The 26,618-nt window shown below is 72.4% G+C and carries 24 protein-coding genes and 1 pseudogene; 14 read left to right on the top strand and 11 right to left on the bottom strand.

The window, feature by feature from the left end; genetic code table 11:
* The first annotated feature begins 270 nt into the window (after positions 1-270).
* Positions 271-1,338 carry a cell wall anchor protein gene (locus ACTMTJ_RS06725; protein ID WP_441215229.1) on the top strand — a complete coding sequence of 356 codons (1,068 nt, stop codon included), beginning with the start codon at positions 271-273 and terminating at the stop codon, positions 1,336-1,338.
* Between the two features lie 85 nt (positions 1,339-1,423).
* On the opposite strand, the gene recG is transcribed toward ACTMTJ_RS06725, so the two are convergent.
* The 6 genes from recG to ACTMTJ_RS06695 form a co-directional block, all read right to left on the bottom strand.
* Positions 1,424-3,604 carry an ATP-dependent DNA helicase RecG gene (recG, locus tag ACTMTJ_RS06720; RefSeq protein WP_441215228.1) on the bottom strand — a complete coding sequence of 727 codons (2,181 nt, stop codon included), beginning with the start codon at positions 3,602-3,604 and terminating at the stop codon, positions 1,424-1,426.
* Positions 3,601-5,202, bottom strand: a complete 1,602-nt coding sequence (locus ACTMTJ_RS06715; protein ID WP_441215227.1) for a DAK2 domain-containing protein — start codon at positions 5,200-5,202, stop codon at positions 3,601-3,603. The genes recG and ACTMTJ_RS06715 overlap by 4 nt, the downstream gene beginning before the upstream one ends.
* 819 nt (positions 5,203-6,021) lie before the next feature.
* On the bottom strand, positions 6,022-6,213 hold the full coding sequence (gene rpmB / locus ACTMTJ_RS06710) for a 50S ribosomal protein L28 (RefSeq protein WP_441215226.1): 192 nt from the start codon (positions 6,211-6,213) through the stop codon (positions 6,022-6,024).
* Between the two features lie 115 nt (positions 6,214-6,328).
* Positions 6,329-7,366, bottom strand: coding sequence for a CU044_5270 family protein (locus ACTMTJ_RS06705; protein WP_441215225.1), 1,038 nt, complete (start codon positions 7,364-7,366; stop codon positions 6,329-6,331).
* Positions 7,363-7,905 (bottom strand): RNA polymerase sigma factor, encoded by a 543-nt coding sequence (locus tag ACTMTJ_RS06700; protein ID WP_441215224.1) that lies wholly within the window; start codon positions 7,903-7,905, stop codon positions 7,363-7,365. The genes ACTMTJ_RS06705 and ACTMTJ_RS06700 overlap by 4 nt, the downstream gene beginning before the upstream one ends.
* Positions 7,906-7,947: 42 nt before the next feature.
* Entirely contained in the window at positions 7,948-8,904 is a 957-nt protein-coding gene (locus ACTMTJ_RS06695; RefSeq protein ID WP_441215223.1) for a thiamine-phosphate kinase, read from the bottom strand.
* A 73-nt stretch (positions 8,905-8,977) separates the two neighbouring features.
* On the opposite strand from ACTMTJ_RS06695, the gene ACTMTJ_RS06690 reads away from it, so the two are divergent.
* Complete coding sequence (locus tag ACTMTJ_RS06690) at positions 8,978-9,211, top strand: Lrp/AsnC ligand binding domain-containing protein (RefSeq protein WP_173056002.1); 234 nt, start codon at positions 8,978-8,980, stop codon at positions 9,209-9,211.
* Positions 9,212-9,772: a DUF3515 family protein gene (locus ACTMTJ_RS06685; RefSeq protein WP_441215222.1), complete on the top strand. Its 561-nt coding sequence runs from the start codon at positions 9,212-9,214 to the stop codon at positions 9,770-9,772.
* Positions 9,773-10,034: 262 nt separating this feature from the next.
* Here ACTMTJ_RS06685 and ACTMTJ_RS06680 read toward each other — a convergent pair whose 3' ends face one another.
* Positions 10,035-11,135 (bottom strand): D-alanine--D-alanine ligase family protein, encoded by a 1,101-nt coding sequence (locus ACTMTJ_RS06680; protein WP_441215221.1) that lies wholly within the window; start codon positions 11,133-11,135, stop codon positions 10,035-10,037.
* 54 nt (positions 11,136-11,189) lie between these two features.
* Between ACTMTJ_RS06680 and ACTMTJ_RS06675 the strand changes: the two genes are divergently transcribed.
* Entirely contained in the window at positions 11,190-11,789 is a 600-nt protein-coding gene (locus ACTMTJ_RS06675; RefSeq protein ID WP_441215220.1) for a protein-tyrosine phosphatase family protein, read from the top strand.
* Here the strand turns inward: ACTMTJ_RS06675 and ACTMTJ_RS06670 are convergent.
* On the bottom strand, positions 11,758-12,024 hold the full coding sequence (locus ACTMTJ_RS06670) for a hypothetical protein (protein WP_441215219.1): 267 nt from the start codon (positions 12,022-12,024) through the stop codon (positions 11,758-11,760). The two genes, ACTMTJ_RS06675 and ACTMTJ_RS06670, sit on opposite strands and share 32 nt — an antisense overlap.
* Before the next feature lie 144 nt (positions 12,025-12,168).
* Between ACTMTJ_RS06670 and ACTMTJ_RS06665 the strand changes: the two genes are divergently transcribed.
* Together ACTMTJ_RS06665 and ACTMTJ_RS06660 are read left to right on the top strand one after the other, a co-directional pair.
* The gene (locus ACTMTJ_RS06665) at positions 12,169-12,405 is read left to right on the top strand and encodes a helix-turn-helix domain-containing protein (RefSeq protein WP_441215218.1); all 237 of its coding nucleotides are present in this window, start codon (positions 12,169-12,171) and stop codon (positions 12,403-12,405) included.
* A pseudogene (locus ACTMTJ_RS06660) lies at positions 12,405-12,995 on the top strand (Clp protease N-terminal domain-containing protein); the annotation flags it as partial. The gene ACTMTJ_RS06665 and the pseudogene ACTMTJ_RS06660, both read left to right, overlap by 1 nt.
* A 33-nt stretch (positions 12,996-13,028) precedes the next feature.
* Here the strand turns inward: ACTMTJ_RS06660 and ACTMTJ_RS06655 are convergent.
* Genes ACTMTJ_RS06655 through ACTMTJ_RS06645 form a run of 3 tightly spaced genes read right to left on the bottom strand, consistent with a single transcriptional unit; the run spans position 13,029 to position 15,840 of the window.
* The gene (locus tag ACTMTJ_RS06655) at positions 13,029-14,141 is read right to left on the bottom strand and encodes a cystathionine gamma-lyase (RefSeq protein WP_441215217.1); all 1,113 of its coding nucleotides are present in this window, start codon (positions 14,139-14,141) and stop codon (positions 13,029-13,031) included.
* Positions 14,138-15,133 (bottom strand): NAD(P)H-dependent glycerol-3-phosphate dehydrogenase, encoded by a 996-nt coding sequence (locus ACTMTJ_RS06650; protein WP_441215216.1) that lies wholly within the window; start codon positions 15,131-15,133, stop codon positions 14,138-14,140. The genes ACTMTJ_RS06655 and ACTMTJ_RS06650 overlap by 4 nt, the downstream gene beginning before the upstream one ends.
* Positions 15,130-15,840: a lysophospholipid acyltransferase family protein gene (locus ACTMTJ_RS06645; RefSeq protein WP_441215417.1), complete on the bottom strand. Its 711-nt coding sequence runs from the start codon at positions 15,838-15,840 to the stop codon at positions 15,130-15,132. The genes ACTMTJ_RS06650 and ACTMTJ_RS06645 overlap by 4 nt, the downstream gene beginning before the upstream one ends.
* 134 nt (positions 15,841-15,974) lie before the next feature.
* Between ACTMTJ_RS06645 and cofC the strand changes: the two genes are divergently transcribed.
* From cofC to ACTMTJ_RS06605, 8 genes are all read left to right on the top strand, one after another.
* Positions 15,975-16,601, top strand: coding sequence for a 2-phospho-L-lactate guanylyltransferase (gene cofC, locus ACTMTJ_RS06640; RefSeq protein ID WP_441215215.1), 627 nt, complete (start codon positions 15,975-15,977; stop codon positions 16,599-16,601).
* Between the two features lie 438 nt (positions 16,602-17,039).
* On the top strand, positions 17,040-17,237 hold the full coding sequence (locus tag ACTMTJ_RS06635; RefSeq protein WP_441215214.1) for a cold-shock protein: 198 nt from the start codon (positions 17,040-17,042) through the stop codon (positions 17,235-17,237).
* Positions 17,238-17,292: 55 nt separating this feature from the next.
* Entirely contained in the window at positions 17,293-19,554 is a 2,262-nt protein-coding gene (locus ACTMTJ_RS06630) for an RNA degradosome polyphosphate kinase (protein WP_441215213.1), read from the top strand.
* A 9-nt stretch (positions 19,555-19,563) separates the two neighbouring features.
* Positions 19,564-21,093, top strand: coding sequence for a CYTH and CHAD domain-containing protein (locus ACTMTJ_RS06625; protein ID WP_441215212.1), 1,530 nt, complete (start codon positions 19,564-19,566; stop codon positions 21,091-21,093).
* Positions 21,081-21,971 carry an NUDIX hydrolase gene (locus tag ACTMTJ_RS06620; protein WP_441215211.1) on the top strand — a complete coding sequence of 297 codons (891 nt, stop codon included), beginning with the start codon at positions 21,081-21,083 and terminating at the stop codon, positions 21,969-21,971. The genes ACTMTJ_RS06625 and ACTMTJ_RS06620 overlap by 13 nt, the downstream gene beginning before the upstream one ends.
* A gap of 556 nt (positions 21,972-22,527) precedes the next feature.
* On the top strand, positions 22,528-23,649 hold the full coding sequence (locus ACTMTJ_RS06615) for a sensor histidine kinase (RefSeq protein ID WP_441215210.1): 1,122 nt from the start codon (positions 22,528-22,530) through the stop codon (positions 23,647-23,649).
* 1 nt (position 23,650) lies between these two features.
* Positions 23,651-24,358 (top strand): response regulator, encoded by a 708-nt coding sequence (locus ACTMTJ_RS06610; RefSeq protein ID WP_441215416.1) that lies wholly within the window; start codon positions 23,651-23,653, stop codon positions 24,356-24,358.
* A gap of 125 nt (positions 24,359-24,483) precedes the next feature.
* Positions 24,484-26,568, top strand: coding sequence for an MMPL family transporter (locus tag ACTMTJ_RS06605; protein ID WP_441215209.1), 2,085 nt, complete (start codon positions 24,484-24,486; stop codon positions 26,566-26,568).
* The last annotated feature ends 50 nt before the right edge of the window (positions 26,569-26,618 follow it).

Here is a 26,618-nt window from a genome sequence, read left to right as displayed (position 1 = left end):
ACCAGTCACTCCACTACACACAGGTATCGCCCCGCTTCACTCCGGCCATCGAAGATTACGAGTTCACAACGGGATTCTTAGTTCGGCTTCAATTCCTCTGCGTTACTTCAGGAACCGCTAAGGTCGTGCGCTGTGTCGGCAGCGTCCTCGCCGGCACGACGACCTGGGGAGGCGTCGGACGGGCCGCGGCTGAGATGGCCGCGACCGGCTGTTGCCCTGCCTGAGCCCCGGGCCGCGACCTGAGAACCCCCCTTTGTTTCAGGAGTTCGCGTGAACCGTAGCAAGCTGCGGCGATCTATCGCCGTCGTCGGAGCGGCCGTTATCGGCCTCATGACGGCCGTCGCCGTGTCCTCCCCAGCCAGCGCTCACCACCCCACCGTCACCGGCGAGGCCATCTGCACGTCGGCGGGCACCTGGATCGTCAAGTGGTCCGTCGGAAACAGCGAGACCGACATCCCCGGCACCGTCACCGCGCTCGAAGTGACACCCGCCGACACCAAGGTGGCCGGCGTCGCCGTCGGCACGGAGGTGGCCCCCGGCGGCAAGGCCCTCGGCGTGCACGTGGTGCCCGGCGACCAGACCAAGGCCGAGCTGACCGTGTCGATGCGCTGGGTCCGCGAGCACAACGGACACAAGAAAGAGATCGACGCCACCCGGAGCGGCACCGTCGAGTTCGGCGGCACCTGCACCAAGCCGAAGGCGAACCCCGACGCCAAGTTCGCGTCGAGCTGCACCGGGGTCACCGTGACGCTCATCAACGGCGCGGATGCCACCAAGCCGGCCGAGTTCGTGGTGACCGGCGAAAACGGCTTCAAGGTGGAGAAGACCGTCGCCGAGGGCGAGGAGCAGGTCATCGTCCCCGCCGCCAACGCGGGCAAGATCACCGTGACCGAGAGCGGCGAGCCCGTGGGTAAGCCGTACAGCTGGGAGCGGCCGGAAGACTGCGCGCTGCCGACCCTGGCCTACGCGTCGACCTGCGACGAGCTCATCTTCGAGATCACCAACCCGAAGGACGGCGCGCCGTTCACCGCGACCTTCACCCCCAGCACCGGTGACGCTCAGACGGTCACCGTGGCGCCGGGTGAGGTCAAGACCGTGACGTTCCCCGGTTCGGAAGGGCTCACCGTAACGCCGTCGAGCGAGGGTGTCGAAGGCGAGCCGTTCGCCTGGGAGCCCGAGGAGTCCTGCGGCGGTGGCGGTGGCGGCGGTGACGAGCCCGAGCTGCCGGTGACCGGTGTCGCGGCGGGTGGCATCGCGGGCGGCGCGCTCGTGCTGCTGTCCCTCGGCGCGGTGCTCTTCTTCATGGCTCGCCGGCGGCGCATGAGGTTTACCGCCTAAGCAGTATCCGTTTCACCCCCTCCGCGGCCCGCGACGACACCCCCCGGTCGTCGCGGGCCGCACCCGTCGCGGGCCTTGCCGTGGGTCAGCCCTTCTCCAGGTACTCCGCGCGCTCCTCGTCGACGAGCGCGGCCACCGAGGCGGCCAGCGCGGGATGGCGCTCGAGCTCGGGATCCTCCTCCACGAGCGAGATGGCCTCCATCCGGGCCTCGTTGATGAGCTTGGTGTCGTGCAGCAGCGACAGCAGCCGCAGGTGTGAGCGGCGCCCCGACTGGGTGGCGCCGAGCACGTCGCCCTCGCGCCGCTGCTCCAGATCGATCTCGGCGAGCCGGAACCCGTCGGTCGTGGAGGCCACCGCGTCGAGGCGCTCGCGGGCGGGCGTGCCCTCCGGCGCCTCGGTCACCAGCAGGCACAGGCCGGGCGCGGAGCCCCGACCCACGCGGCCGCGGAGCTGGTGCAGCTGGGAGACGCCGAAACGCTCGGCGTCGAGCACCACCATGACTGTCGCGTTGGGGACGTTGACGCCGACCTCGACCACGGTGGTGGCGACCAGCACGTCGATCTTGCCGCCCGCGAACGCCCGCATCACCGTGTCTTTCTCGTCGGCGGGCAGCTTGCCGTGCAGCACGCCCAGGCGCAGCCCGTGCAGCGGCCCGTCGGACAGCAGCGGCGCGACGTCGAGCACCGCCACGGGCGGCCGCTTGCCGTTGTCGTCCGTCTCCACTGGGGCGTCTTCGTCGGACGACGTGTCGCCGATGCGGGGACACACCACGTACGCCTGGTGGCCGGCCGCGACCTCCTCGCGGATCCGCTGCCACGCGCGCTCCAGGAACGCCGGCTTGTCGGCGGCCGGCACCACGTGCGACGCGATCGGCGAGCGGCCCCGCGGCAGCTGCGACAGCGTGGACACCTCGAGGTCGCCGTAGACGGTCATCGCCACCGTGCGCGGGATCGGCGTGGCCGTCATGACGAGCACGTGCGGCGGCTGCTCGCCCTTGGCCCGCAGCGCGTCACGCTGCTCCACGCCGAACCGGTGCTGCTCGTCGACGACCACCAGGCCGAGGTCGGCGAAGTCGACCCCTTCGTACAGCAGGGCGTGCGTGCCCACCACGATGCCCGCCTGGCCGGTCGCGATCTCCTCCAGCGCCCGCCGCCGGGCCGCCGCGCCCAGCGAGCCGGTGACGAGCGCGACGCGGGTGGCGCCGTCGGCCGAGTCGAGCTCGCCGGCGCGGCCGAGCGGCCCGAGCAGCTCGGCGATCCCCCGGTAGTGCTGCGCGGCGAGCACCTCGGTCGGCGCCAGCATCGCGGCCTGACCGCCGGCGTCGACCACCTGGAGCATCGCGCGCACGGCCACGAGCGTCTTACCGGAGCCCACCTCGCCCTGGAGCAGGCGGTGCATCGGGTGTGCGGTGGCGAGGTCGCGGGCGATCTCACCGCCGACCGTGCGCTGCCCGTCGGTCAGCTCGTAGGGCAGGGTGGCGTCGAACGCCGCGAGCAGGCCGCCCTCCCTCTGCCGGCGGGGCCGGGCCGGCCAGGAGGCGGCGCGGTGCTTGCGCTGCACGAGCGTCAGCTGCACCGCGAACGCCTCGTCCCACTTGAGCCGCCGCCGGGCCCGGTAGAGGTCCTCTTTGGACGACGGCCGGTGGATCTCACGCAGCGCCGTGGCGAGGTCGACGAGGCCGCCGTGGGCGCGCACGCCGCCCGGCAGCGGATCCTCCGGCATCGTGGCCGCGTCGAGCACGACGCGGACGCACCGCGCGATCGTCCACGTAGGAACCTTCGCCGCCGCGGGGTAGACCGGGATCAGCGCGCCCGCGAACTCCTCGATCTCCTCCGACGCCTCGCCCTCGTCGGACAGCAGGACGTACTGCGGGCTGTTGAGCTGGCGCTTGCCCCGAAACTCGGTCACCTTGCCGGCGAAGAGCCCCCACCGCCCCGGTCGCAGCTCCCTCTCCCGCCACGTCTGGCGGCGCCCGAAGTAGGTGAGCATCAGCTGGCCACCCATGTCGTCGCCGACGGTCACCTCGAGCATCTCGTCGGAGCCGTTTCGGATCTTGCGCTTGTTGGAGACCCGCACCTGCGCCATCACCGTGACGTCTTCGCCCACCTCGAGCGAACGCATGTCGGTGTGGTCGCCCCGCTCGTCGTATCGCCGGGGGAAGTGGTAGAGCAGGTCGCCCGCGGTGTGCAGGTCGAGGTGGGTGGCGAGGGCCTTGGCCGTATTGCCGCCGAGCACCTTGGTGAGCGGCGTGTCCACATCGGTCATTCGATGCCTACTAGGAGCGGATAGGTGGGCTGGCCGCCGTCGTACACCTGCACCTCCACAAACGGCCATCGCTGGGCCAGATGGTCCCGCAGCCCGTCACCGAGGCCCGGCGGCGCGTCGGAGCCCAGCAGCAGGGTGGCGAGCTCGCCGCCCCCGCCGAGCATGCGGTCGAGCAGGTCGCGGCAGGTCTGCGCCAGGTCGGCGCCGATCAGGTGCACCTCGTCTTCGACCAGCGCCAGCACGTCGCCGGGGCGGCAGGGGCCGGCCATGGTGACCGCCTCGCGGCTGGCGTAGCAGACCTTCGCGTATCGGCAGGCGCCCGCCGCCTCGGCCATCGCGATCACGTCGTCTTCGAACCCACGGCCCGCGTCGCGGACGGCCAGCGCGGCCAGCGCCTGCACCGGCGAACGGGTGGGCACCACGCTGACCCGCACCCCCAACGCCTGCGCCTCGCGCGCCGCGGCACCGGCGACCGCCTGGGTGTCGGGATCGTCGGGCAGCACCACCACCCGCCCGGCCCCGGTGGCGAGCACGGCGTCGAGGATCTCGGCCGTCGACGGGTTGGCCCCGATCACCCGCGCGCCCTCGCCCCCGAAGATCTCGACAAGCCCCGACCCGGCCGCGGCCACCACCGCACCCCGGCCGTCCGGGTCGCGGGGCGGCGATGTCGGCCCGGCGGTCGCCGCACCCGGCGCCTGGTCTTCGAAACGCGTCACCGTGATCCGGTGTGGCCGCCCCGCCTCCACACCCGCCTCGATGGCGGCGCCGATGTCGTTGACGTGGACATGCACATTCCACACAGGCTCGTCGCCCACCACGACGAGCGAGTCGCCCAGCACCGCCAGCGTCGCCCGCAACCGCTCCACCGCGGCGGAGCCGGCCTCGAGCAGGTACTGCACCTCGTACCCGTACTCCGAAGATCCGGTCTCGCGGGTGGCGGTGACCGGGCGGCCGAGCGCGACCGGCGCGGACGTCACCTCCTGCCCGGTGACCACCGCGACAAGAGCGTCGAGCAGCACACAGAGGCCGCGCCCACCCGCGTCGACAACACCGGCGCGGGCCAACGCCGGCAACTGCTCGGGCGTGCGGGCCAGCGCGGCGGCCGCCGCCCCCGCCGCCGAACGCGCCACCGCGTCGAGATCGTCCGACCCGGTGGCCGTCGCCCCCGCCGCGGCCGCTGAGGCGACAGTCAGGATCGTCCCCTCCACCGGCCTGGCCACGGCCGCCCGCGCCGCCGCGGCCGCCTCGCCCAGCGCGCCGGCGAGCGCCCGCCCCCGGACGGCGCCCACGTCGGCGAGGGAGTCGGCCATCCCGCGCAGCAGCTGCGAGACGATCACACCCGAATTGCCCCGCGCACCGAGCAGCGCGCCCCGCGACATGAGCCGCAGCACGCCGCCGCTGTCGTCACCCCCGCCTACCCCGTCGTCGGCGATCGCCCGCTGCGCCGACGCGACGGTGAGCACGAGGTTGGTGCCGGTGTCGCCGTCGGGCACGGGGTAGACATTGAGCTGGTCGATCTCGTGCTGGTGCAGGCGCAACGACTCGAGCCCGGCCGCACACCACCGGCGCACCGCCTCCGCGTCGAACGTCTCCAGCACGCGATGAGCCTACTGTCGCCCACCGACACCCGCCGCGATCTCCCGCCCGCCTGTCGTCGGCGGCCATACATTCAAATGCCTTGAGCTACCGCGACGTCCGCCGTGGTCCAGACCGCTGCTCCCGCGGCCTCACCCGTCCGCTGTTGGTCACGCTCACCCATTTCTCGGCCCGACGGCCCGGGTGCGCCACTTTGTGGTTGCGCCGCGAACACGCAAGACCGTCCGGGGTGGCGCGGTGATCGTTAGCCCTACAGCTGTGTGACACGCCGGGGAGAGTGCGGGTTTTGGGCTAACGATCATCGCGGTATCCGCCGGCCCTCTTTGCGGGGACCTGCCGCCGCCTGGGTTTCGGAGTCTAGAAAGCTTGCGCGATCAGGGTTGGCGAGCCTGCCCACAATGCGCGGTCAAGTTTTCCCAGGTCCGCGTTGGCGATGGACCGCATGCTCCCGCGGGCACCGCTCCCGGCCGACGGCTCGCCAGGGCGACCCCCTACCCCGACAATCTGACGCAGCGTCACCAGCCTCAGGGTCGGGCTTTGAGATCTAGGAGACTTAGGTTGAAATAGCGCCCTAACTTTCCAAGATCTCGCACCAGGCGTTGTTCCGATGGTCACTCACGGTGACGGCGCCTCGATTCGGGGCGTCACGCAGATCCTGCCGGAGGCGAGAGGGGTAACCGCGACCAACAGCGGACGGTGAGGCCGCGGGAGCAACGGCACGACGGGCGCGACTCGGCGGCGGTGAGAGTAGGGACAGACGTAGCCGCCGGATCGCGTCGATCCGGCGGCTACGGAAAAAGCGTCGCTAAAGGGGCGCGGCGTCAGCCGCGCACGACCTTGCCCGCCTTGATGCAGGACGTGCAAACCTGCATCTTGCGGGTGGTGCCGCCGCCAGCCGGCGTGCGGACGCTCTGGATGTTGGGGTTCCAGCGCCGCTTGGTCTTCTTCTTGGACCACGGCACGTTGTGGCCGAAGCCCGGCCCCTTGCCGCAGACGTCGCACACGCTAGCCACGGAACACTCCTGGGATTGTCGATCATGATGTCGCCGACGGATGCGGTCCGGGCAACCTGACCAGGGTAGCCGATCCCCCGCTCGACGAGCCAATCGGGCCCCGCGGGGGTCGGGCTCAGCGGGCGCCGACCGCGGCGACCACTTTCTGGGTCCAGGTGGCCTGGTACAACACGCCCGGGTCCAGTTTGGGGGCGTCCGCCGGTGCGGTGACCGTCACGCCGGGGTCCTGCGAGACCGTGCGGCGACCCACGGCCTGGCCTGTCGCGGGGTCGAAGAGGATCTCGTCGCCGGTGCCCCGCTCGGTGTGCCGCACGGCCACCAGCCGCCGGCCGTCGACCGTCACGTCGCTGGACGTGAGGCCGCGCAGGCCGGTGAACGACAGTAGCAGCGCCGCACGCACCTCCGGGCCGAGCACGAGGTCAGCCCTCAGATAGAGCTCTTGCAGCGTGCTCCACAGCGCGTGGTCGGTCGACCAGGCGCCGCCGTCGCCGGTGAGTTCGCGGAGCTTGGTGCGGAGCCGCTCCGGGTCGGTGGGCAGGCTGGCCAGCCACTCGGGCGTCGACCAGTTCAGGCTGGGGCCCTCCCGCTCGAAGGCCCCACGCTCGGCGGAGGGGTCGGCGCCCAGGTCGACCTGGCCGTCCGTGACGGACATCGTGACCATGCCCCGCGGGTCGAACCACATCTCGCGGATCTGCCGCTCGATCTCGCCCTCCTGCGGCGGCGCACTGTTGCCCTCGACGGCCGCCCGGAACGCCCCGGCCCACCCGTCGTGGCGCACGAAGATGTACTGCCCGGGAGGCACCTTCACGGCGGCCGGGCCGTGGGTGGCGGCCTCGGCGAGGGCGTGGAGCACGGCCACCGTCTGCGGCGGCGCGGGCGCGAGGTTGGGCTCGGAGGTCTTGTCGTCGGACGGCGCACCGAACTCCAACACGCCGCCGCCCGGACGCATCACCAGGACGCCGCCCACCACAAGGCCCGCGACGAGGGTCGCCGCCATCGCGGGGACGAGGATCCGCGAGGTGGCACGCGTCCGTGCCGGGCGGCGGGCGGCCGTGATGTGGTGCCAGGTGCGGCTCACCGACTCCTCGGTCGGCTCGGGCCGGCCGGGCGGGAGGTCCCGCACGGCGATGATGTCTGAATCGTCGCGGCTCATCGCGCGTCTCCTTCGGCGAGGGCGGCCCGCACCTTGGCGCGGGCGCGGTGCAGTGCCGACTGGACCGATCCGAGGGGTATCTCCAGGGCGGCGGCGATCTCGGCGTACTCCAACTCGGCCACCGCGTAGAGCATCAGCACGTCGCGCTGCCGCCTGGGCAGCTTCGCGAGTACCGCCGAGAGCCGCCCCACCGTCCGCTCGGCGTCCACCCGGTCGGTGGCGCGCTGTGCCGGCCCCTCCGCCGCCCGCGATCCCCCGTCCGCCTGGGCGAGTGCCCGGAGCGCGCGGATCTCGGTGCGGCGGTGGCGGCGCAGCAGGTTGGTGGCGATGCCGTAGAGCCACGGCAGCACCTCGCCCTGAGCGGGGTCGTAGTGGTCCCGCCGCTCGTACGCGACGAGGAAGGTCTCGGCCACCACGTCCTCGGCGACCTGCTCACCCACCCGGCGCGTGCAGTAGCGCAGCAGGTCCCTGGCGTACCGGTCGAACACCCCCGCGAGATCAGCAGGATCGATCGCCGCGGGGGATATCGGCGTCGTCATGCCCGTACTTGCCACGCCGCCCACGCCGTGTTCCCCAGTCGGTCAGAAATGTTGCCAGCCGGTCGGGCCCTTGAACGGCTTGCCGTCCACCGTCACACCCGCCCCTTCCCGCACCACGCCCACCAGCCGCCACCGCGGCGGCAGCGCCACGCTCTCCGGGAACGTGGCCACCAGCGCGTGGTCCTCGCCGCCCGCGAGCACCCAGGTGTACGGGTCGACGCCCAGCGCGTACGCCGCGTCGCGCATCTGGCGGGGCACCTCGAACGCGTCGCGCCGCAGGTCGACCGCCACCCCGCTGCCCTTGGCCACGTGGCCGAGGTCGGCCAGCAGCCCGTCCGACACGTCGATCATCGCGGTGGCGCCGAGCTCGGCCGCCTCCGGGCCGGCGTCGTAGGGCACCTCCGGCCGCCGGTACGCGTCCACGAGCACCTTCGGTGTGCGGAAGCCGCGGGACAGCACCGTGTAACCCGCGGCCGCGTACCCGACCCTGCCGGCCATGGCGACCACGTCTCCCGGCCGCGCGCCCGTGCGAACGACCGGCGCCCGGCCCTCCAGGTCGCCGAGCGCGGTCACCGCGATCGTCAGCGTGGGGCTGCCGGACATGTCCCCGCCCACGACGGCGGCCCCGACGGCGGCGGCCTCCGCCCCCAGCCCGTCGGCCAGCTCCTCGGCCCACTGGGCGTCCAGGTTGGGCGGGACGCAGAGCGCGACGAGCAGCGCGGTGGGCGTGGCGCCCATCGCGGCGATGTCGGCGAGGTTGGCGCCGGCGGCGCGGTGCCCCACGTCCTGTGCCGTGCACCAGTCACGCCGGAAGTGGCGCCCCTCCACCAGCACGTCGGTCGATGCGACGACCCGCCCGTCGCCGGCCTTCACGACTGCCGCGTCGTCGCCAGGCCCCAACACGGTGGCCGGCCCGTCCGGCAGGCGTGCGGTGACCCGGGCGATCAGTCCGAACTCACCGGCCTTCGCCACACTCAACTCCGACCTCCCGTGCACCATCGGACGATCCCGTTCCGCTCCGTACGGTAGTTTCACGGTCGAGCCGCTGGCTGCGGCGGAGAGGAGGCGGATCGTGGTCCAGGCATACATCCTCATCCAGACCGAGGTCGGAAGGGCGCGTGACGTGGCCGCGGCGATCAAGGATGTCTCCGGAGTCGTGCGGGTGGACGCTGTCACGGGGCCGTATGACGTGGTGGTGCTCACCGAGGCACACACCGTCGACGAGCTCGGCAAGATGATCGTCAGCAAGGTGCAGATGGTGCCCGGCATCACACGTACGCTCACCTGTTCGGTGGTGCACTTATAGATGGACCGCACCACCCGCCAGGCGGCACTGTGGGCGACCGCGGTGGCCGTGCCCATCACCCTGGTCGTGGCGCTGGTCGCCATCCTCGCCACCCGACCCGACGACGGCACGGCCGCCGAGCCGAGCGCCACGCCGCCCCGACCCCAGGCGACCACGCCGGTCGCGATGGACGCCCCGAAGCTTTCCGAGCGGGCCACCGTGGTCTGCCGCGCGCTGGTCTCCCAGCTGCCCACCGCCGTTCGTGACCTCCGCGTGCGGCCGGTGACGGCCGGCCACGAGCAGAACGCCGCCTACGGCGACCCCGCCATCACCGTCTCCTGCGGTGCCCCGAAGGCGACCTATCCGCCGACCGACCAGGTCTTCCAGCTCAACCGGGTCTGCTGGCACCAGGTCGAGCGGCCCGACGCCAGCGAGTGGACCACTGTGGACCGCGAGGTGCCGGTGCGGGTGACCGTCCCGCGGGCGTACGACGGGCCGGGGCAGTGGACGACGGCCTTCTCCGACACGGTGATCGCCACGGTGCGGTCGCTGGAAAAGATCCCGACCGGCTGCAAGCCTTAGCCCTCCGATCCCACGCGCTTCGTGCAGCCCATTTGAGCTACCGCGACGTCCGTCCTGGTCCATGCCGCTGCACGCCCCCATGGTCGTTGGCCGAGGCGTCGGCGCGGCTCGGCAATCGAAGAAGAGCACTGTGGACGGAGCCGCGAACCTGACGGCGAAAGGTCCACAGCTTGTCGAGCTGCCCCGTTTGTGAGGCCGCGGGAGCAACGGCATGGACCACGACGGGCGCCGCGGTAGCTCGAATCTTGGGTCGGGCCTTGAGCTAGTGCAGGCCGGTGCCGCGGTTGAGGGCGGTGCGGATGAGGCGGCTGACCAGCTTCGGGTACTCCAGCCCGGTCTCCGCCCACATGCGGGGAAACATCGAGGTCGGCGTGAAGCCCGGCATGGTGTTGATCTCGTTGAGGTAGACGTCGAGCTCGGGCGTGACGAAGAAGTCGACCCGGGCCAGGCCGGCGCAGTCGAGCGCGGTGAACGTGCGGCAGGCGTACTCCTGGACCCGCCGGGTGACGTCCGCGGGCAGGCTCGCCGGGATCGTGTACTCGCAGGAGTCGTCGAGGTACTTGGCCTCGAAGTCGTAGAACTCGTGACCGGAGACGACCCGCACCTCGGCGAGCAGTGACGCCTCGGGTGCGCCGCCGGTCTCCGCCTCCAGCACGCCACACTCGATCTCGCGGCCCACGATCGCCGCCTCGACCAGCACCTTGGGGTCGATCTGGCGGGCCTCGGTCACCGCGGCGTCGAGGTCGGCCCAGTCGCTGACCTTGGAGATGCCGTACGACGAGCCGGCGCGGGACGGCTTGACGAAGACCGGGAGGCCGAGCCGCTCCTTCTCCTCCTCGGAGAGTGAGACGCCGGCGCGGAGCACCGTGTACGGCCCGACCGGGATGCCCTCGGCGGCCGCGAGCTTCTTGGTGAACTCCTTGTCCATGGCGGCGGCGGAGGCGAAGACGTTGGCCCCGACGTACGGAATGCCGGCCATCTCCAACATGCCCTGGATCGTGCCGTCCTCCCCGTACGCCCCATGGAGTGCCGGAAACACGACATCGACACCAGTAAGTGCCTGCGGGCCAGCGGCGGCATCGAGCACCATGAGACCATTAGCCGTAGGATCGGCGGGGAGCACCACGGCCTTACCGGTCTCGTGAGTGATCTCCGGCAGCCGGCGGTCGGCGATGGCCAGCCGTGCCGGATCGCCGGCGGTGAGCACCCACTGGCCGGCTCGGGTGATCCCGACCGGGATGACCTCAAACTCGTCCGGGTCGAGGGCGGCCATGATGCTGCCCGCGCTCACGCACGAGATGGCGTGCTCGGTGCTGCGTCCGCCGAAGACGAGGGCTACGCGGGTCTTCCGTGGGCTGCTCACGCGGGTGACCCTACTCTGGGTGGGCGGCTTTCGCGCTCAAGGAGCGAGGAGTCGATGAGACCGACACTCCACGTGATCGAGTGGCACGGACCGGGGCGGTTGGCGACGATGTCGCACCCCCGCGGTGGCGACTGGCTGGCGGACGAAATGTCCGCGCTGGTCGAGGCCGACGTCGACGTGCTGGTCTCCGCCCTGACCTCAGAAGAGTCCGACCGCCTCGCCCTCACGCAGGAGCGGGAGGCGGCCCGGGCCGCCGGCATCGCCTTCGTCCCCTTCCCGATCCCCGACCGGGGCGTGCCCGCGCCGGGTCCCGCGGCGATCGAGCTGGCGATCCGGCTGGCGGCACACGTGCGCGCCGGCCGCTTCGTGGTTACCCACTGCTTCGCGGGCATCGGCCGGGCGACGCTGCTCGCCGGCGCGACGCTCGTCACACTCGGCGCCCAGCCGGCGCACGCCCTACGACTGATCGCCTCCGCCCGCGGCCTCGACGTGCCCGACACCGACGCCCAGCGGGAGTGGCTTTTCGACTTCGCGGCGGCGCACGCCTGCTATCGGGAGCGCGCCTGGCCGGGACGGCTCGTGGCGCCCCGGCCGCGTGCTCCGGAGAGCGGCAGCCCCACGGTCACCAGTAGCGGCGGCGTCCCTTCCGCTTAGGGCGGTAGTGGCCGTGGTATCCGTAGTGGCCGTATCCGCCCTTTGAGCGGTAATGCCCGTGATAGCCGTAGTGGCCGTGTCCATGGCCGTAGCCGGGCGCGTGGCCGTGACCGGCCCGGCGGTGCAGCTCGTGCTCCAGGTAACGGGCCGCCGTGGAGTGGCCACGGCGGTGGAGCAGGCGACCGAGCTTGGCCGCCAGGATCGAGAAGAACATGCCTTTCAGGTGGCGCCTCATGCGACAAGGGTAGGTAGTTCGCGCTACGACGCCCTGTGCATGAGCTGTGAGTTTGCTGCACGCCAACCCAGGCGCACGCCACGAGGCGCAGGCCGCGCGTCAACCGCGGTTGACAAACCTGGCGCGTCAACGTAGGTTGACGGCATGAGTGAGGCAACCGAGCTCGCCGCCGCGGCCGGCAGCGCCGACCCCCGGGTGGGCCTGCGCGCCGTGCTGGCCCTTCGCCGCCTGCTGGAGACCCTCGAGGTGCTCCAGGTCGACAACGCGCGGCGGCAGGGCTGGTCCTGGCAGGAGATCGCCGGCGCGCTCGACGTGACCAAGCAGGCGGTCCACAAGAAGCACGCCGGCCGGGCGCCGGTGGGCACGCGACGGGAGGCGTGATGTTCGAGCGGTTCACCGATCAGGCCCGGAGCGTCGTCAAGGGCGCCCAGGAGGAGGCGCGCGGGCTGCGCCACCGCTACATCGGCACCGAGCACATCCTGCTGGCCCTCCTCGCCGAGAGCAGCGGGATGGCCGCGACGGTCCTGCGCGACGCGGGCGTCTTCCCGGAGCAGGTGCGTGCCGACGTCGAGTCCGCGATCGGGCCCCGGCGCGACCAGCTCGGCCCGCTCGACGCGGAGGCGCTGCGGGCGATCGGCATCGACCTCGACGCCGTCCGGGAGAAGGTGGAGGAGACCTTCGGCGAGGGCGCGCTGGAGCCGCCGCCGAGCACCCCACCACAGCGGCGCGGGCTCTTCCGCCGCGCGGTGCCCCAGCCGGCGGCCAGCCCGGGCCACATCCCTTTCACCCCGCGCGCCAAGAAGGTGCTGGAGCTGTCGCTGCGCGAGGCCCTGCGCCTCAAGCACAAGCACATCGGCCCGGAGCACATCCTGCTCGGCCTGCTCCGCGAGGGCGAAGGGTTGGCCGCGATGGTGCTCACCGACGCCGGCGTCAGCCTCGACGACCTGCGCACCCACGTGCTCGACGCGATGGACCGCGCCGCCTGACGCTGGCTGACGCGACAGTCAGGCGGCACCGTGGGCGGCGTCGAGGGCGGCGGTGATGTCGGCCACCAGGTCGGCGGTGTCCTCGACGCCGCAGGAGACGCGCAGAAAGCCGGGCGGGGTGTCGTCGCCCCACTGAGCGCGGCGGTCGGCGCTGGTGTGCAGGCCACCGAAGGACGTGGCGGCGAAGACGAGCTTCGAGGCCTTCAGGAAGGCGGCCGCCCGCTCCGCCGAGCCGAGGTCGACCGAGACGAGCCCGGGGATCCGCCGCATCTGGCGCTCGGCGACCACATAGGACGGGTCGTCCGGCAGGCCGGGCCAGCGTACCCGCTCTACATCGGACCGGGCGGCGAGCGCGACCGCGATCCCCGCCGCGTTGGCCGACTGGCGGGCCAGGCGGAGGTCCAATGTGGCCAGCGAGCGGTGGGCCAGCCACGCGTCGAACGCACCGGGGATCGCGCCGGTCTGCGTACGCCAGGTGGTGATCCGCTCCAGCAGGCCGGCGTCGCGGGTGGCCACGTAGCCGAGCAGCAGGTCTGAGTGGCCGGTCAGCGCCTTCGTACCGGAGGCGACCGAGATGTCCGCACCCAGGTCGAGCGGGCGCTGGCCGAGCGGGGTGGCGGTGGTGTTGTCCACGGCGACGAGCGCGCCCGCCGCCCTGGCCGCCGCGGCGAGCTCCGCCACGTCGCAGACGTCGAGCCCGGGGTTGGAGGGCGTCTCCAGCAGCAGCAGCCGCACGCCCTCGAAAGACGGGTACGGGCCGGCGGTGGGCACATAGGACACGTGTACGCCCAGCTCGTCCAGTGTGGAGGCGGCGAACGAGCGGACCGCGTAGTACCCGTCGGCGGGCATCAGCACCGTGTCACCGGGCCGCAGAGCCGTCATCAGCACCGCCGTGATGGCCGCCTGGCCGCTGGCGAACGCCCGTGCCTCGCCGCCCTCCAGCTCGCCGATCGCGGCTTCGAGGTGCCGGCGGGTCGGGTTGTCCGGCCGGCCGTACCCGTTGGGGCCCGGCCCGGTGGCCGGATCGAGGTGGTACGGCGCGGCGAAGACCGGACCGGGCAGAAACGGCTGCCCCGGCTCTGGCGCCGGCAGTCCAGCGTGGACGGAGCGGGTGCCGTCGCCATAGCTCATTCCGGCTTCGTCTCCCGGCTCATCAGCGCGATGAGCGCGCTGCGCGGGTCGACGCCCTCGTGGCACACCGCCTCGACCTGCTCGGTGATGGGCATGTCCACGTTGTGCGTACGGGCCAGGTCGCGGATCGCGAGGCAGCTCTTCACGCCCTCGGCCGTCTGCCGGGTGGCGGCCTGCGCCTGCTCGAGCGTCTCGCCCCGCCCCAGGTGCTCGCCGAACGTGCGGTTGCGGGACAGCGGCGACGAGCAGGTGGCCACCAGGTCACCCAGCCCGGCCAGCCCGGCGAACGTCAGCGGGTCGGCCCCCAGCGCCACACCGAGGCGGGCGGTCTCGGCCAGCCCGCGGGTGATGAGCGTCGCCTTGGTGTTGTCACCCAGGCGCATGGCGGTGGCGATGCCGTAAGCGAGGGCGATCACGTTCTTCACCGCGCCGCCCAGCTCGCAGCCGACCACGTCCTTGTTGGTGTACGGCCGGAAGTAGGGCGTGGTCACCGCGCGCTGCACGAACGTGGCGCGGGCTCCGTCGATGCAGGCGACGACGGTGGCGGCCGGCTGCTCGGCGGCGATCTCGGCGGCCAGGTTGGGCCCGGAGACCACGGCGACCCGGTCGGCGGGCACGCCGGCGGTCTCCACGATCACCTCGCTCATCCGTTTGGTGGTGCCCAGCTCGACGCCCTTCATGAGCGAGACGAGCGTCGCGTCGGGCGCCAGGAACGCGGCCCAGTCGGCGAGGTTGCCGCGCAGCGTCTGCGACGGCACGGCCAGCACGACGAGGTCGGCACCGGCGATCGCCCGCTCCGCGTCGGAGGTGGCGGTGACCCGCTCGGGCAGCCGCACGGCGGGAAGGTAGTCGGGGTTCGTCCCGTACTCCCGGATCGCCGCCGCCACCGGCTCGCGGCGGGCCCAGATCGTGACGTCCGTGCCGGCGTCGGCGAGCACCTTCGCGAACGCGGTGCCCCACGAACCCGCGCCGAGCACGGCGGCGGCCGTCATTTCTTCTCTCCCTTCGCCGGCGCCCACAGCGGCGGCGGCGCCTCGCCGCGGATGCCGGCGAGCAGGTCGCGGACGCGGAGCATGATCTCGTCGGTCATCTCGTCGAGCGTTGCCCGGGTCGGCTCCGCGCCGGCCCAGCGGGACAGGTCGACCGGCGGGCCGGCCGCGATCGTGATCGGCGTACGGGGCCGGACGCGCACCTTCTTGGTGCGGGTGTCGTAGAACGACTGGGCGCCCCACTGCGCGATCGGGATCACCGGTGCGCCGGTGGCGAGCGCGAGCCGGGCCGCCCCGGTCTTGCCCCGCATCGGCCACAGGTCGGGCTCGCGGGTGGTCGTGCCCTCGGCGTAGATGATCACGGCGCCGCCGTCTTTGATCGCGGCGACGAGCGCCTCGAGCGACTTCGCGGCGTCGACGCTGCCCCGCTCGACCGGGATCTGCTGCACCCGCAGGATCAGCTTGCCGATCACCGGCACCTTGAACACGCTGGCCTTGCCCAGGAAGCGCGGCCACCGGTGCGCGTCGTAGACGAAGTGCGCCATCACCAGCGGATCGGCGTGGGAGAGATGGTTGGGCGCCAAGATCACACCGCCGGTACGCGGGATGTGCTCCTGGCCGGTCCACGTGCGCTTGGTCATCGGTGTCATGACCGACTTGACCAGGATCACCACGAACCGGCGCAGTGGCCCCAACCGCTTTACGGCCATCAGTCGCTCCCGTCCGGCGCCCCCGCCGGGCACCCGCAGCGAAATCATGCCTGCTGAAGCTGGGTACGGCCAGAGCGGCACCCGGGCCCGCCCCGGCACCGGCGGTCCGCGCGACACGCTGGCAGGATTGTCCCGTGAAACCGACGTGGGGGGTGGTGCTGCCGGTAAAGCGGCTCACCGCGGCGAAGAGCCGGTTGCGGGGAGCGCTCACCGGGGTGCCACACGAACGCCTGGCGCTGGCCCTCGCCCAGGACACCGTGGCCGCCACCGTGGCCAGCGACGAGGTGGCCGAGGTACTCGCGGTGACCGACGACCCGGTGGTGGGCCGGGCGCTTGCCGCACTCGGCGCCCGGGTGGTGCCGGACGTGCCCGGCGGCGGGCTCAACGCGGCGTTCGCGTACGGCGCGGGCCTGCTCGCCCACCGCCCGGTCGCCGCACTCGCCGCCGACCTGCCCGCCCTCCACCCGGCCGACCTTTCCGAGGCGCTGCGCAAGGCAGCCGGACCGGACCGGCACTTCGTCGCGGACGCACCCGGCACCGGCACCGTCCTGCTCGCCGCCCCGGCCGGCATGCGGCTCGACCCGCGCTTCGGGCCCGGCTCGGCGGCCGCCCACCGCCGCTCCGGCGCGGTGCCGCTGACCGGCGACTGGCCCACCCTGCGCCGCGACGTCGACACGGCCGCCGACCTCGCCGCGGCGGTCCGGCTGGGGCTGGGCGCGCACTCCGCCGAGACTGTGGGCGCACACTGCCTATCCCCCTAGAGCAACCAGCTGTCCCCCTGGAGCATCCGGGTCGGGCTTGGCCGCGGCCCGCAAGGCCGCGAACGTTCGATTCAACAGATTGGGCTACCGCGATGTCCGCGGTGGTCCCGACCGCTGCTCCCGCGGCCTCACCCGTCCGCTGCTGGTCGCGCCCCGGCGAGCAGGTCGACAGCCTCCACGGCGGTGGGTGGGCCACCACCCACGCACGCCTTCGCCTCCGCCATCCCGACGGGATGGCACCTCGACCATCCTGATGTCCGAAGGCTTGAAAGGGGGTAACCGCGACCAACGGCGGATGGGCGAGGCCGCGGGAGCAACGGACCGCGACCACGACGGACATCGCGGTAGCCCAAGAATTTCTGAAACGAAGCCGGCGGCGACCTCGACCCTGAAGGCTCACCAGAGCCGAGTGCGGGGGGCGCGGTTAGGCTGGTGACCATGCAAGGCACCGTCGCGACATACGACCCGGAGACCCGCTCGGGCACCCTTCTACTTGACGACGGCACCGAGGTCGCGTACCCGGCGGAGGCGTTCGCGGCGTCGGGCCTGCGGCTGCTCCGGCTGGGCCAGCGGGTACGCATCGACCACGACGAGTCCGGCCAGGTGACGCGCCTTACGTTGCCGACGTTCGACTGATCAAATCGCGGGTGAATTCACCTCGCGTTAACCGTTTTCGGGTGATGATGATTCAGTGAGCGAGACGCCTTCCGGACAGCCCCCTGTGCAGCGCCGTGCCCTCGGCACGGTGCTCGCGACTATCCCGCTGCGCGGTCCCGACGGGCGCTTCGTCAAGTCGCCCCCGGCGGCCGCCCACCTGCCCGAGCCACCGGAGAGCGGCACCGACGACATGGACAGCCCGCCGCCCGGTGACGACGAGCTGGCGCTGTCCGAGCCGCTGCCCGACGACCGCTTCCTCAACCGCGAACTGTCCTGGTTGGACTTCAACGCCCGGGTGCTCGCCCTGGCCGAAGACCCGGACACGCCGCTGCTGGAGCGGGCCAAGTTCCTGGCCATCTTCGCCAGCAACCTCGACGAGTTCTACATGGTGCGGGTCGCCGGGTTGAAGCGGCGGCTCCAGGCCGGCCTGCCGGTGCGCGGCGGCGACCAGATCCCGCTCCGCACCCAGCTCGAGCTGATCGGTGAGAAGACCAGCGACCTGATCGCCCGGCACTCCGCCTGCTTCGCGGAGGAGGTGCAGCCCAAGCTCGCCGCCGAGGGCATCCAGCTCGTCGAGTGGTCCGACCTCGACGGCGAGGAGCGCGACCGGCTCCGCACCTACTTCCGGGAGGTGGTCTTCCCGGTCCTGACCCCGCTCGCGGTCGACGTGGCGCACCCGTTCCCGTACATCTCCAGCCGCTCGCTCAACCTGGCCGTCACCGTGCGCGACCCGGAGGGCGGGCCGGAGCTGTTCGCCCGGGTCAAGGTGCCCAACAACGTGCCGCGCTTCGTGGTGGTGGAAAACAGCACCCGGGTCGCCCGCTTCCTGCCGCTGGAGGAGCTCATCTCCACCCAGCTGGGCCAGCTCTTCTCCGGCATGCAGGTGGTCGAGTGCCACCTCTTCCGGGTCACCCGCAACGCCGACTTCGAGGTCGACGAAGACCGCGACGAAGACCTGCTCCAAGCCCTGGAGCGAGAGCTGGCGCAGCGCCGCTTCGGCCCGCCGGTCCGGCTGGAGGTCGCTTCGACGATCTCCGAGCAGATGCTCGAGACGCTCGTGCACGAGCTCGACATGGACAGCCACGACGTCATCCGGGTGCCCGGACTGCTCGACCTCTCCTCGCTCTGGCAGGTGTACGACGCGGTCGACCGGCAGGCGCTCAAGGACCGCCCGTTCGTGCCGTCGACCCATCCGCGCTTCGCGGAGGGCGAGGTGCCGCGGAGCGTGTTCGCCACCCTGCGCGACGGCGACGTGCTCGTGCACCACCCGTACCACTCGTTCTCCACGAGCGTGCAGCGCTTCATCGAGCAGGCCGCCGCCGACCCCAACGTGCTGGCCATCAAGCAGACGCTCTACCGCACCAGCGGCGACTCGCCGATCGTCGACGCGCTCGTCGAGGCGGCCGCGGCGGGTAAGCAGGTGGTGGTGCTCGTCGAGGTCAAGGCGCGCTTCGACGAGCAGGCCAACATCGGCTGGGCGCGCACGCTGGAGCGGGCCGGCTGCCACGTCGTGTACGGGCTGGTGGGGCTCAAGACGCACTGCAAGACCGCGCTCGTCGTGCGGCAGGAGGGCAACCACATCCGCCGCTACTGCCACATCGGCACGGGCAACTACCACCCCAAGACCGCCCGGCTGTACGAGGACTTCGGGATGCTCACCGCCGACCCCGAGATCGGCAAGGACGTCACCGACCTTTTCAACGTGCTCACCGGGTACAGCCGGCAGACCGCGTACCGGCGGCTGCTCGTCGCCCCGCACGGCGTCCGCGCCGGCATCATCGGCCGGATCGAGCGGGAGATCGAGCACGCCCGCCTCGGCGGCCGCGGGCTCGTGCAGATCAAAGTGAACTCGCTCGTCGACGAGGAGGTCACCGACGCGCTCTACCGCGCCTCGCAGGCCGGCGTGCAGGTCGACCTGATCATCCGGGGCATGTGCATGCTGCGTCCCGGCGTGCCCGGCCTGTCGGAAAACATCCGGGTCCGCTCGATCCTCGGCAGGTTCCTGGAGCACTCGCGCATCTTCCGGTTCGGCAACAACGGCTCCACCGAGTTCTGGATCGGCTCGGCCGACCTCATGCACCGCAACCTCGACCGCCGGGTGGAGGCGCTGGTGCAGGTCACCGACCCGGTCGCCCGCGACGAGCTCGACCGGGTCATCAAGATGTCGATGAGCGACGAGTGCGAGGCGTTCGTGCTCCAGCCGGACGGCACCTGGCTCCGCCGGCAGGGCGCGACAAACCTCCAGGAGGCCCTCCTGCGCCGCGTACTCGGCGCATCGAAGTCTCGCACTGAGTAGGCTGATCGGATGCTGGAGGAGGAACGCAAGTACGAGGTGGAGCCGCGCTTCACGATGCCAGATCTGACCCCGTGCCTGCCCTCCGGCGGCAGGGTCGACGAGCGGCCGCCGGTGACCCTCACCGCCACCTATTACGACGCCCCCGATCTGCGCCTGGCCCGCGCGGGTGTCTCGCTGCGCCACCGCAAGGGCGACGCCGAGCCGTGGACGGTCAAGCTGCCCGCCGACACCCCCGGTGTGCGGCACGAGATCTCCCGGGGCGGCGGGCCCGGCACGCCACCGGCCGACCTGCTCGCACTGGTCACCGCGTACTCGCGGGGTGACGAGCTGGAGCCGGCCGCGGTGGTGCGCACGGTCCGCCGGGCGTACGAGGTGCGCGACGACAACGACCGCCTGCTCGTCGAGATCGCCGACGACGCGGTCTCGGTGCTCGACGGCCGCAAGGTGACGTCGAAGTTCCGCGAGATCGAGGTGGAGCGCAAGGGCGGCGGCCGCAAGCTGCTCGACCGCATCGAAGAGGCGCTGCGCGACGCCGGGGCGGTGGCCGGCGGGTTCACCCCCAAGCACGTGCGCGCGCTCGGCGACGCGGCGGCCGGCCCGCCCGACCTCGTGCGCGCCGGCGAGCTGCCGCGCAAGCCGCGGGCCGGCGAGGTGGTCACCGCCGCCATCCGCAAGGGCATCGACCGCGTGCTCACCCACGACCCGCTGGTCCGGCTGCGCGCCCCGGTCGGCGACAACGACACGGCGGTACACCAGATGCGAGTCGGCTGCCGGCGGCTGCGCAGCGACCTCAAGACGTTCGGCCCGCTGGTCGACAGCTCGTGGGCCAAGCCGCTGCGCGACGAGCTGGGCTGGGTGGCCGGGCTGCTCGGTGGCGCCCGCGACGCGGAGGTGATGCGCGCCCGGCTGCGCCGCACGGCCTCCGCCGACCCGCTCAGCCCGCCCGACGAGGCGTCCGTCGCGCGGATCGACGCCGACCTGGCCGCCCGCCACGAGGAGGCGCTCGTCGCGCTCGAGGAAGGGCTCCGCTCCGACCGGTACGCGAAGCTCGTCGACAGCCTCGTCTCCGCCGCCCGCGAGCCGCACCTCACCCCGCTGGCCCGCGAGCGCGCGGTCGACGTGCTGCCCAAGCTCGTGTCCCGGCCGTGGCGCATGTTCGCCCTCGGTGCCAAGGGCGTCGACGGCGCGGCCGACCTCGACCCGTACGCGCCGGACGAGCAGTGGCACGCGGTGCGCATCAACGGCAAGCGCGCCCGGTACGCCGTGGAGGCCGTCGCCGGCGTGCTCGGCGGCGCGGCGCCGGAGCTGGCCAAGGCACTCGCCGGCGTGCAGGATCTGCTCGGCGAGCACCAGGACGCCGCGACGGCCGCCGAGACGTGGCTCTCCATCGCACTGTCCGACCCCGACGACCACTCCCTCGCGGTGACCGCGGGCCGGCTCTTCGAACGCGAGCGCACCGCCATCCGCACGGTCCGCGCCGAGTTTCCCGAAGCCTGGCGGAAGGCGGCGAAACCGCGGATGACAGATTGGCTTCCGTAGGCCCGATCCGGGCCGCCGGCGGTGTCGTCTGGCGGACCGGCAAACGCGGCGGCGTCGAGGTGTGCCTCGTACACCGGCCGCGCTACGACGACTGGTCGCTGCCCAAGGGCAAGCTGCACAGCCGCGAGCATCCGCTCGCCGCCGCCGTGCGCGAGGTGGCGGAGGAGACCGGGATACACGGGCGGCCGCAGGTGCGCCTCCCGTCGGTGCGCTACCGCCGTGACGGGCAGCCGAAGGTGGTCGACTACTGGTCGATGCGGGCGCTCTCGGTGGCGCGCTTCTCCCCCAACTCCGAGGTCGACCGGCTCCGCTGGGTCTCACCGGAGGCGGCCGCGCGCACCGTGACGTACGGGCACGACGCCAGCGTGCTGCGCCACTTCGCGAACCTGCCCCGGGTCACCGCGGTGATCGCGCTGGTGCGGCACGGGCTGGCCGGCAAGCGGGGCACCTGGAGCGGTCCCGACAGCGCCCGCCCACTGGACGCGGCCGGTCGCGCGCAGGCGCGGGCGCTCAGCCCGCTGCTGGCCCAGGCGGCGCCGGAGCTGATCCTTTCCGCCACCGCCCGCCGGTGCACGCAGACGCTCGAGCCGCTGGCCGCCCGCCTCGACCTGCCGATCGAGGTCGACTCCGTGTTCGACGAGCCCAAGCCCGGCCAGGACCCGGCCGACGTCGCGGCCGCTGCCGCCGCCCGCCTCGCGGAGCTGGCCGTCGCCGGCGAGTCGGTGGCCGTGTGCAGCCAGGGCAAGGTGATCCCGCCGGCCCTCGCCCGCCTGTCCGGGCTGGGCTCCGCGAAGGCCTGGGCCACCCCGAAGGGCACCGGCTGGCTGCTGGCCTTCGCCGGCACGCACCTGGCCGGCGCGGACCGGTTGACCCTCTAGAGACCTTTCGGAGTCAGGGTTCGCGAGGGCGGCCACAATGCACGGTCAAATCCGAGACAGGAATTTTCCCAGGTCCGCGTCAGCTGGAGACCGTATGCTCCCGCGGGCACCGCTCCCGGCCGGCGGCTCGCGGGGCGAGCCGAAACCCCCGGCCGTCCACTGCCAGCTCCGCGGGACAAGCCCGACCACCGCCAGCATCCTGACACAGCGTCACCAGCTACGGGGTCAGGCGTTGGATCTAGAACGCTTAGGGTTGAAATAGCGCCCAAACTCTCCAAGATCTCGCACCGGACACCGTTCACGCCACCGCGGCGGTTACTCGCGGTGACGGCGCATCTGTCCGGTCTGTTGCCCGCCGCTTCGGCACGGGGCATTGGGGACAAACGAACCACGCGCGGGGTGAGCGTGACCAGCGGCGGACGGGTGAGGCCGCGGGAGCAGCGGTCTGGACCACGACGGACATCGCGGTAGCCCAGAATCGGTCTGAGAGTGCGCCTCGCTCCCAGGAGGGAGGCGCGGTATCCCCGCAGCGGGTGATACTTCGACCGTGGATTGGGTGAGGGCGCTTCGCGAGCGCACGGCCGCGGTGCCGCCACACATCGTGGACGTGGGCGTCGCGCTGCTCTGCTACCTGCTCATGGCGGTCTCGTCCGGTAACCACAACAACGCGCGGCCGATCGTGCTGCTGCTGGTCGCCGTGGCGACGCTCCCGCTCGTCTGGCGGCGCCGGTGGCCGCTCCCGGTGACGGCGGTCTGCGGCGCGGGCACGGTGACCCTCACGTTCCTCGACGGGTTGGGCGACATGCCCTACAGCCAGCTCGTCGCCACGTACACGTTCGCCGCCTTCAGCGGGCCACTGAGCCGGCTCGTCGGCGTGGCCGGCACGGCGGTCGGCATCGGCGTCTCGTTCCTCGGCCACGACGAAAAGCTCGCCCAGCTGCCGGTCGTCGCGCTGGTCTTCCTCGGCGCCTACGCGCTGGGCACCGGCACCCGGGCCCGCCACGACCGCATCGCGCTGCTCGAAGAGCGCAACCGGCGCCACGCCGAGGAGCGGGAGGCGGCCGCGGCCCGCGAGCGCGAGCGGATCGCCCGTGACATGCACGACATCCTCGCCCACTCGATCAGCCTCATCGCCGTGCAGGCCGAGGCCGGTCCGGTGCTCGTGCGCTCCGACCCATCCCGCGCCGAGCGGGTCTTCGACACCATCGGGGAGACCGCGCGCGAGACGCTGACCCAGCTGCGCCGCACCCTCGGGATGCTGCGGGGTGAGGCCGGCACGCGAGCCCCGCAGCCCGATCTCGACGGCCTCGCCGCCCTGGCCGACCGCGCGCGCGAGGCGGGCCTCGCGGTGGCGCTGGAGGAGCGCGGCGAAAAGCGGCCGCTCCCGCCGGAGCTGGGGCTCGCCGCCTACCGCGTGGTGCAGGAGTCGCTGACCAACGTGGTGCGGCACGCCAGCGCCAAGCGGGTGTGGATCCGCCTCGACTGGGCCTCCGACCAGCTGGGCGTGGAGGTGCGCGACGACGGCCGGGGCCCGTCCGCGGGTGCCGGCGGCGGTCACGGCATCGTCGGCATGCGCGAACGGGTCGGTGCGGTCGGTGGCGCGCTGCGCACGGGGCCGGGGCCCGGCGGCACCGGCTTCCAGGTCAACGCGACGCTGCCGGTCCAGGCGCATGGCTGATCTGATCCGGGTCCTCGTCGTCGACGACCAGGCGCTGGTGCGCGACGGCTTCAGTGTGATCCTGGACGCCCAGCCGGACATCGCCGTGGTCGGAGAGGCCGGAGATGGCGAAGAGGCCGTCAGCGCGGCGCTGGCGCTGCGCCCGGACGTCGTCCTGATGGACGTCCGCATGCCGCGGCTCGACGGCATCGGCGCCACTACGCGCATCTGCGCCGAGACCGACGCGCGGGTGCTGGTGCTGACCACGTTCGACGTCGACGAGTACGTGTACGACGCGCTGCACGCCGGCGCCAGCGGCTTCCTGCTCAAGGACATGCGCCGCGACGAGCTCGTGGCGGCGGTACGCACGATCGCGGCCGGCGAGGCGCTGCTCGCGCCGACCGTCACTCGCCGCCTGATCGCCGAGATGGTGCACCGCGAGCGGTCCGCGCCGGCCGGGCGGCGGCCCGAGGGGCGGCTGTCCGCGCTGACCGCGCGCGAGACCGACACGCTGCGCCTGGTGGCCCGCGGCCTCTCCAACGCGGAGATCGCCGCCGAGATGTTCGTCACCGAGCACACCGTCAAGACACACGTCAGCAACCTGCTCACCAAGCTCGGCCTGCGCGACAGGGTGCAGGCGGTGGTCCTCGCGTACGAGTCGGGGCTCGTCGTGCCTGGCACTGGGCTGGCTCAACCCGGAGCTGGACGCGAAGCGACCAGCCCGGACTGAGCCGGCCGGGCCGAAGCGAGCGAAGCGAGCCAGCAAGCTGAGTGCATCTCCGTCTCAGGACTGAGCCGCGACTCCACTCCTGTCGGCGATCCGCCCAAAGGGGTACCCGGACGAGCATCGGCACCATGCTCACCTCAGTCACAGGATTCGCGATCCGGCGCCCACGCATCGTCCTGGCGGCCTGGATTCTCGTACTCGTCGCCGGCTTCGGCATCGGCGTCGGCGTCTTCGGGCGCCTCACCGGCGAGATCAGCTCTGGCTCGGGCACCGAGTCGGCGCGCGGCCACGACCGCATCGCCGCCGCGGGCCCGGAGCGGTCCGCCATCACCGCGGTCGTACACGGCAAGCCGGCCGGCGATCCGACGGTGCGATCGCAGCTCGACGCCGCGATCGCCGACGTGCGCACGATCCCCGGCGTCGTCGAGGTGAGCCCGCCCCAGCCGTCCACGCGCACCGGCGAGGCACTGATCCTCGACGTCACGCTCGCGTCGGACGACGAGAGCGCCGCGGCGGAGGCGGCGGCCGCCCGGCTGCACGAGATCTCCGCCGCGCAGGTCGCGGTCTCGGGCGGCCCGCTCCTCGACGAGGAGTACAACGCGCAGGCACAGGAAGACGTGCAGCGCGCCGAGATGCTGACCACACCCGTCGTGCTCGTCCTGCTGCTGCTCATCTTCGGCGGGCTGATCGCGGCCGGGCTGCCACTGCTGATCGCGGTGGCCGGCGTGGGGGGCACGTTCGGCATCCTCTACGGCTTCTCGGAAGTCACCGACGTCTCCGTGTACGCCATCCAGGTCACCACGATGATGGCGGTGGGCCTCGGTGTGGACTACGCGCTGCTGATGGTGAACCGCTTCCGCGAGGAACGCGCGGTCGACCCGGACGTACGCGGCGCCGTGACCCGGACGGCCGCGAGCGCCGGCCGCACCGTGTTCTTCGCCGGCCTCACCGTCGCGATCGCGCTCGCCGGTCTCGTGGTCTTCTCCGACCCGTTCCTGCGCTCGATGGGCTTCGCCGGCATGGCCGTCGTCCTCGTCGACATGCTCGCCGCGCTCACGCTGCTACCCGCGTTGCTGGTTTTGCTGGGACGCCGGATCAAGCCGGCCAAGCGGCGGGCGGGCGGCGGCTTCTTCGCCCGCGTGGCGCGCGGTGTGCAGCGCCGCCCGCTCATGACGATGGTCGTGACCGCCGCCGCGCTGCTCTTCGTCGCGCTGCCCGCACTCGATCTGCGGCTCGGCGTCGGCGACCCGCGCATGCTGCCGGCGGACTCCGGCCCGCGCCAGCTCTACGATGCGCTCGCGACGCACTACCCGGAGGGGAACGCGCCGGATCCGATCGAGGCGGTGGCCGCCGTACCGTCGACGGATCCCGGCATCGCCGTGCTACGCGACCGGATCGGCGGCGTGGACGGCATCGCGCGTGTCGAAGCGGTTCCCGCCGGCCCTGACCTCACGGTGCTCAACGCATACCCGGTCGACATCACCCCGTCGGACAGTACGAAGGAAGCGGTGACCGCGATCCGCGACCTGCCCGCGCCGTTCGAGGTGTTGGTGACCGGCGACGCCGCCAACCTCGTCGACTACGAGGCGATGCTCGTCGACCGGGCGCCGTGGGCGATCGGCGTGGTGGTGCTCGGCACGCTGCTGCTGCTGTTCGCCTTCACCGGCTCGGTGCTGCTGCCGCTCAAGGCCGTGCTCACCAACATGCTCAGCATCGGCGCCGCGCTCGGCGTGGTGGTGTGGGTGTTCCAGGAGGGCAACCTGGCCGGCGTCTTCGACACCACGGGTCTGGGATATCTCAACCTGACCGTCCCGGTACTCGTCGCGGCGATCGCGTTCGGCCTGTCGGTCGACTACGAGGTCTTCCTGCTCTCCCGCATCCGCGAGCGGTGGCTGGCCGGCGTACCCGCGGATCGCGCGGTGGCGGAGGGGATCCAGCGCACCGGGCGCATCATCACCTCGGCGGCGCTGCTGCTCATGGTGGTGTTCGCCGGGTTCCTGCTCGGCGGCTTCGTACCCATCAAGGGAATCGGCCTGGGGCTGGTGCTCGCCGTCGCGCTCGACGCGACCGTGGTGCGGATGCTGTTGGTGCCGGCCACGATGACGATCCTCGGCCGGTACAACTTCTGGGCGCCGGGCCCGCTGCGCCGCCTGCACAAGCGGATCGAGGTGGCCGAGGAGGCGCCCGCGCCGAAGGAGCCCTTGCTCGTTTGATCCAGACAAGAAGAAGGGCACCCGGTTCGCCGGGTGCCCTTCTTCGTTGC

This window comes from Phytohabitans sp. LJ34, assembly GCF_052068095.1.
Lineage (GTDB): Bacteria > Actinomycetota > Actinomycetes > Mycobacteriales > Micromonosporaceae > Phytohabitans.
This window is presented reverse-complemented; position numbering and strand designations above follow the sequence as displayed.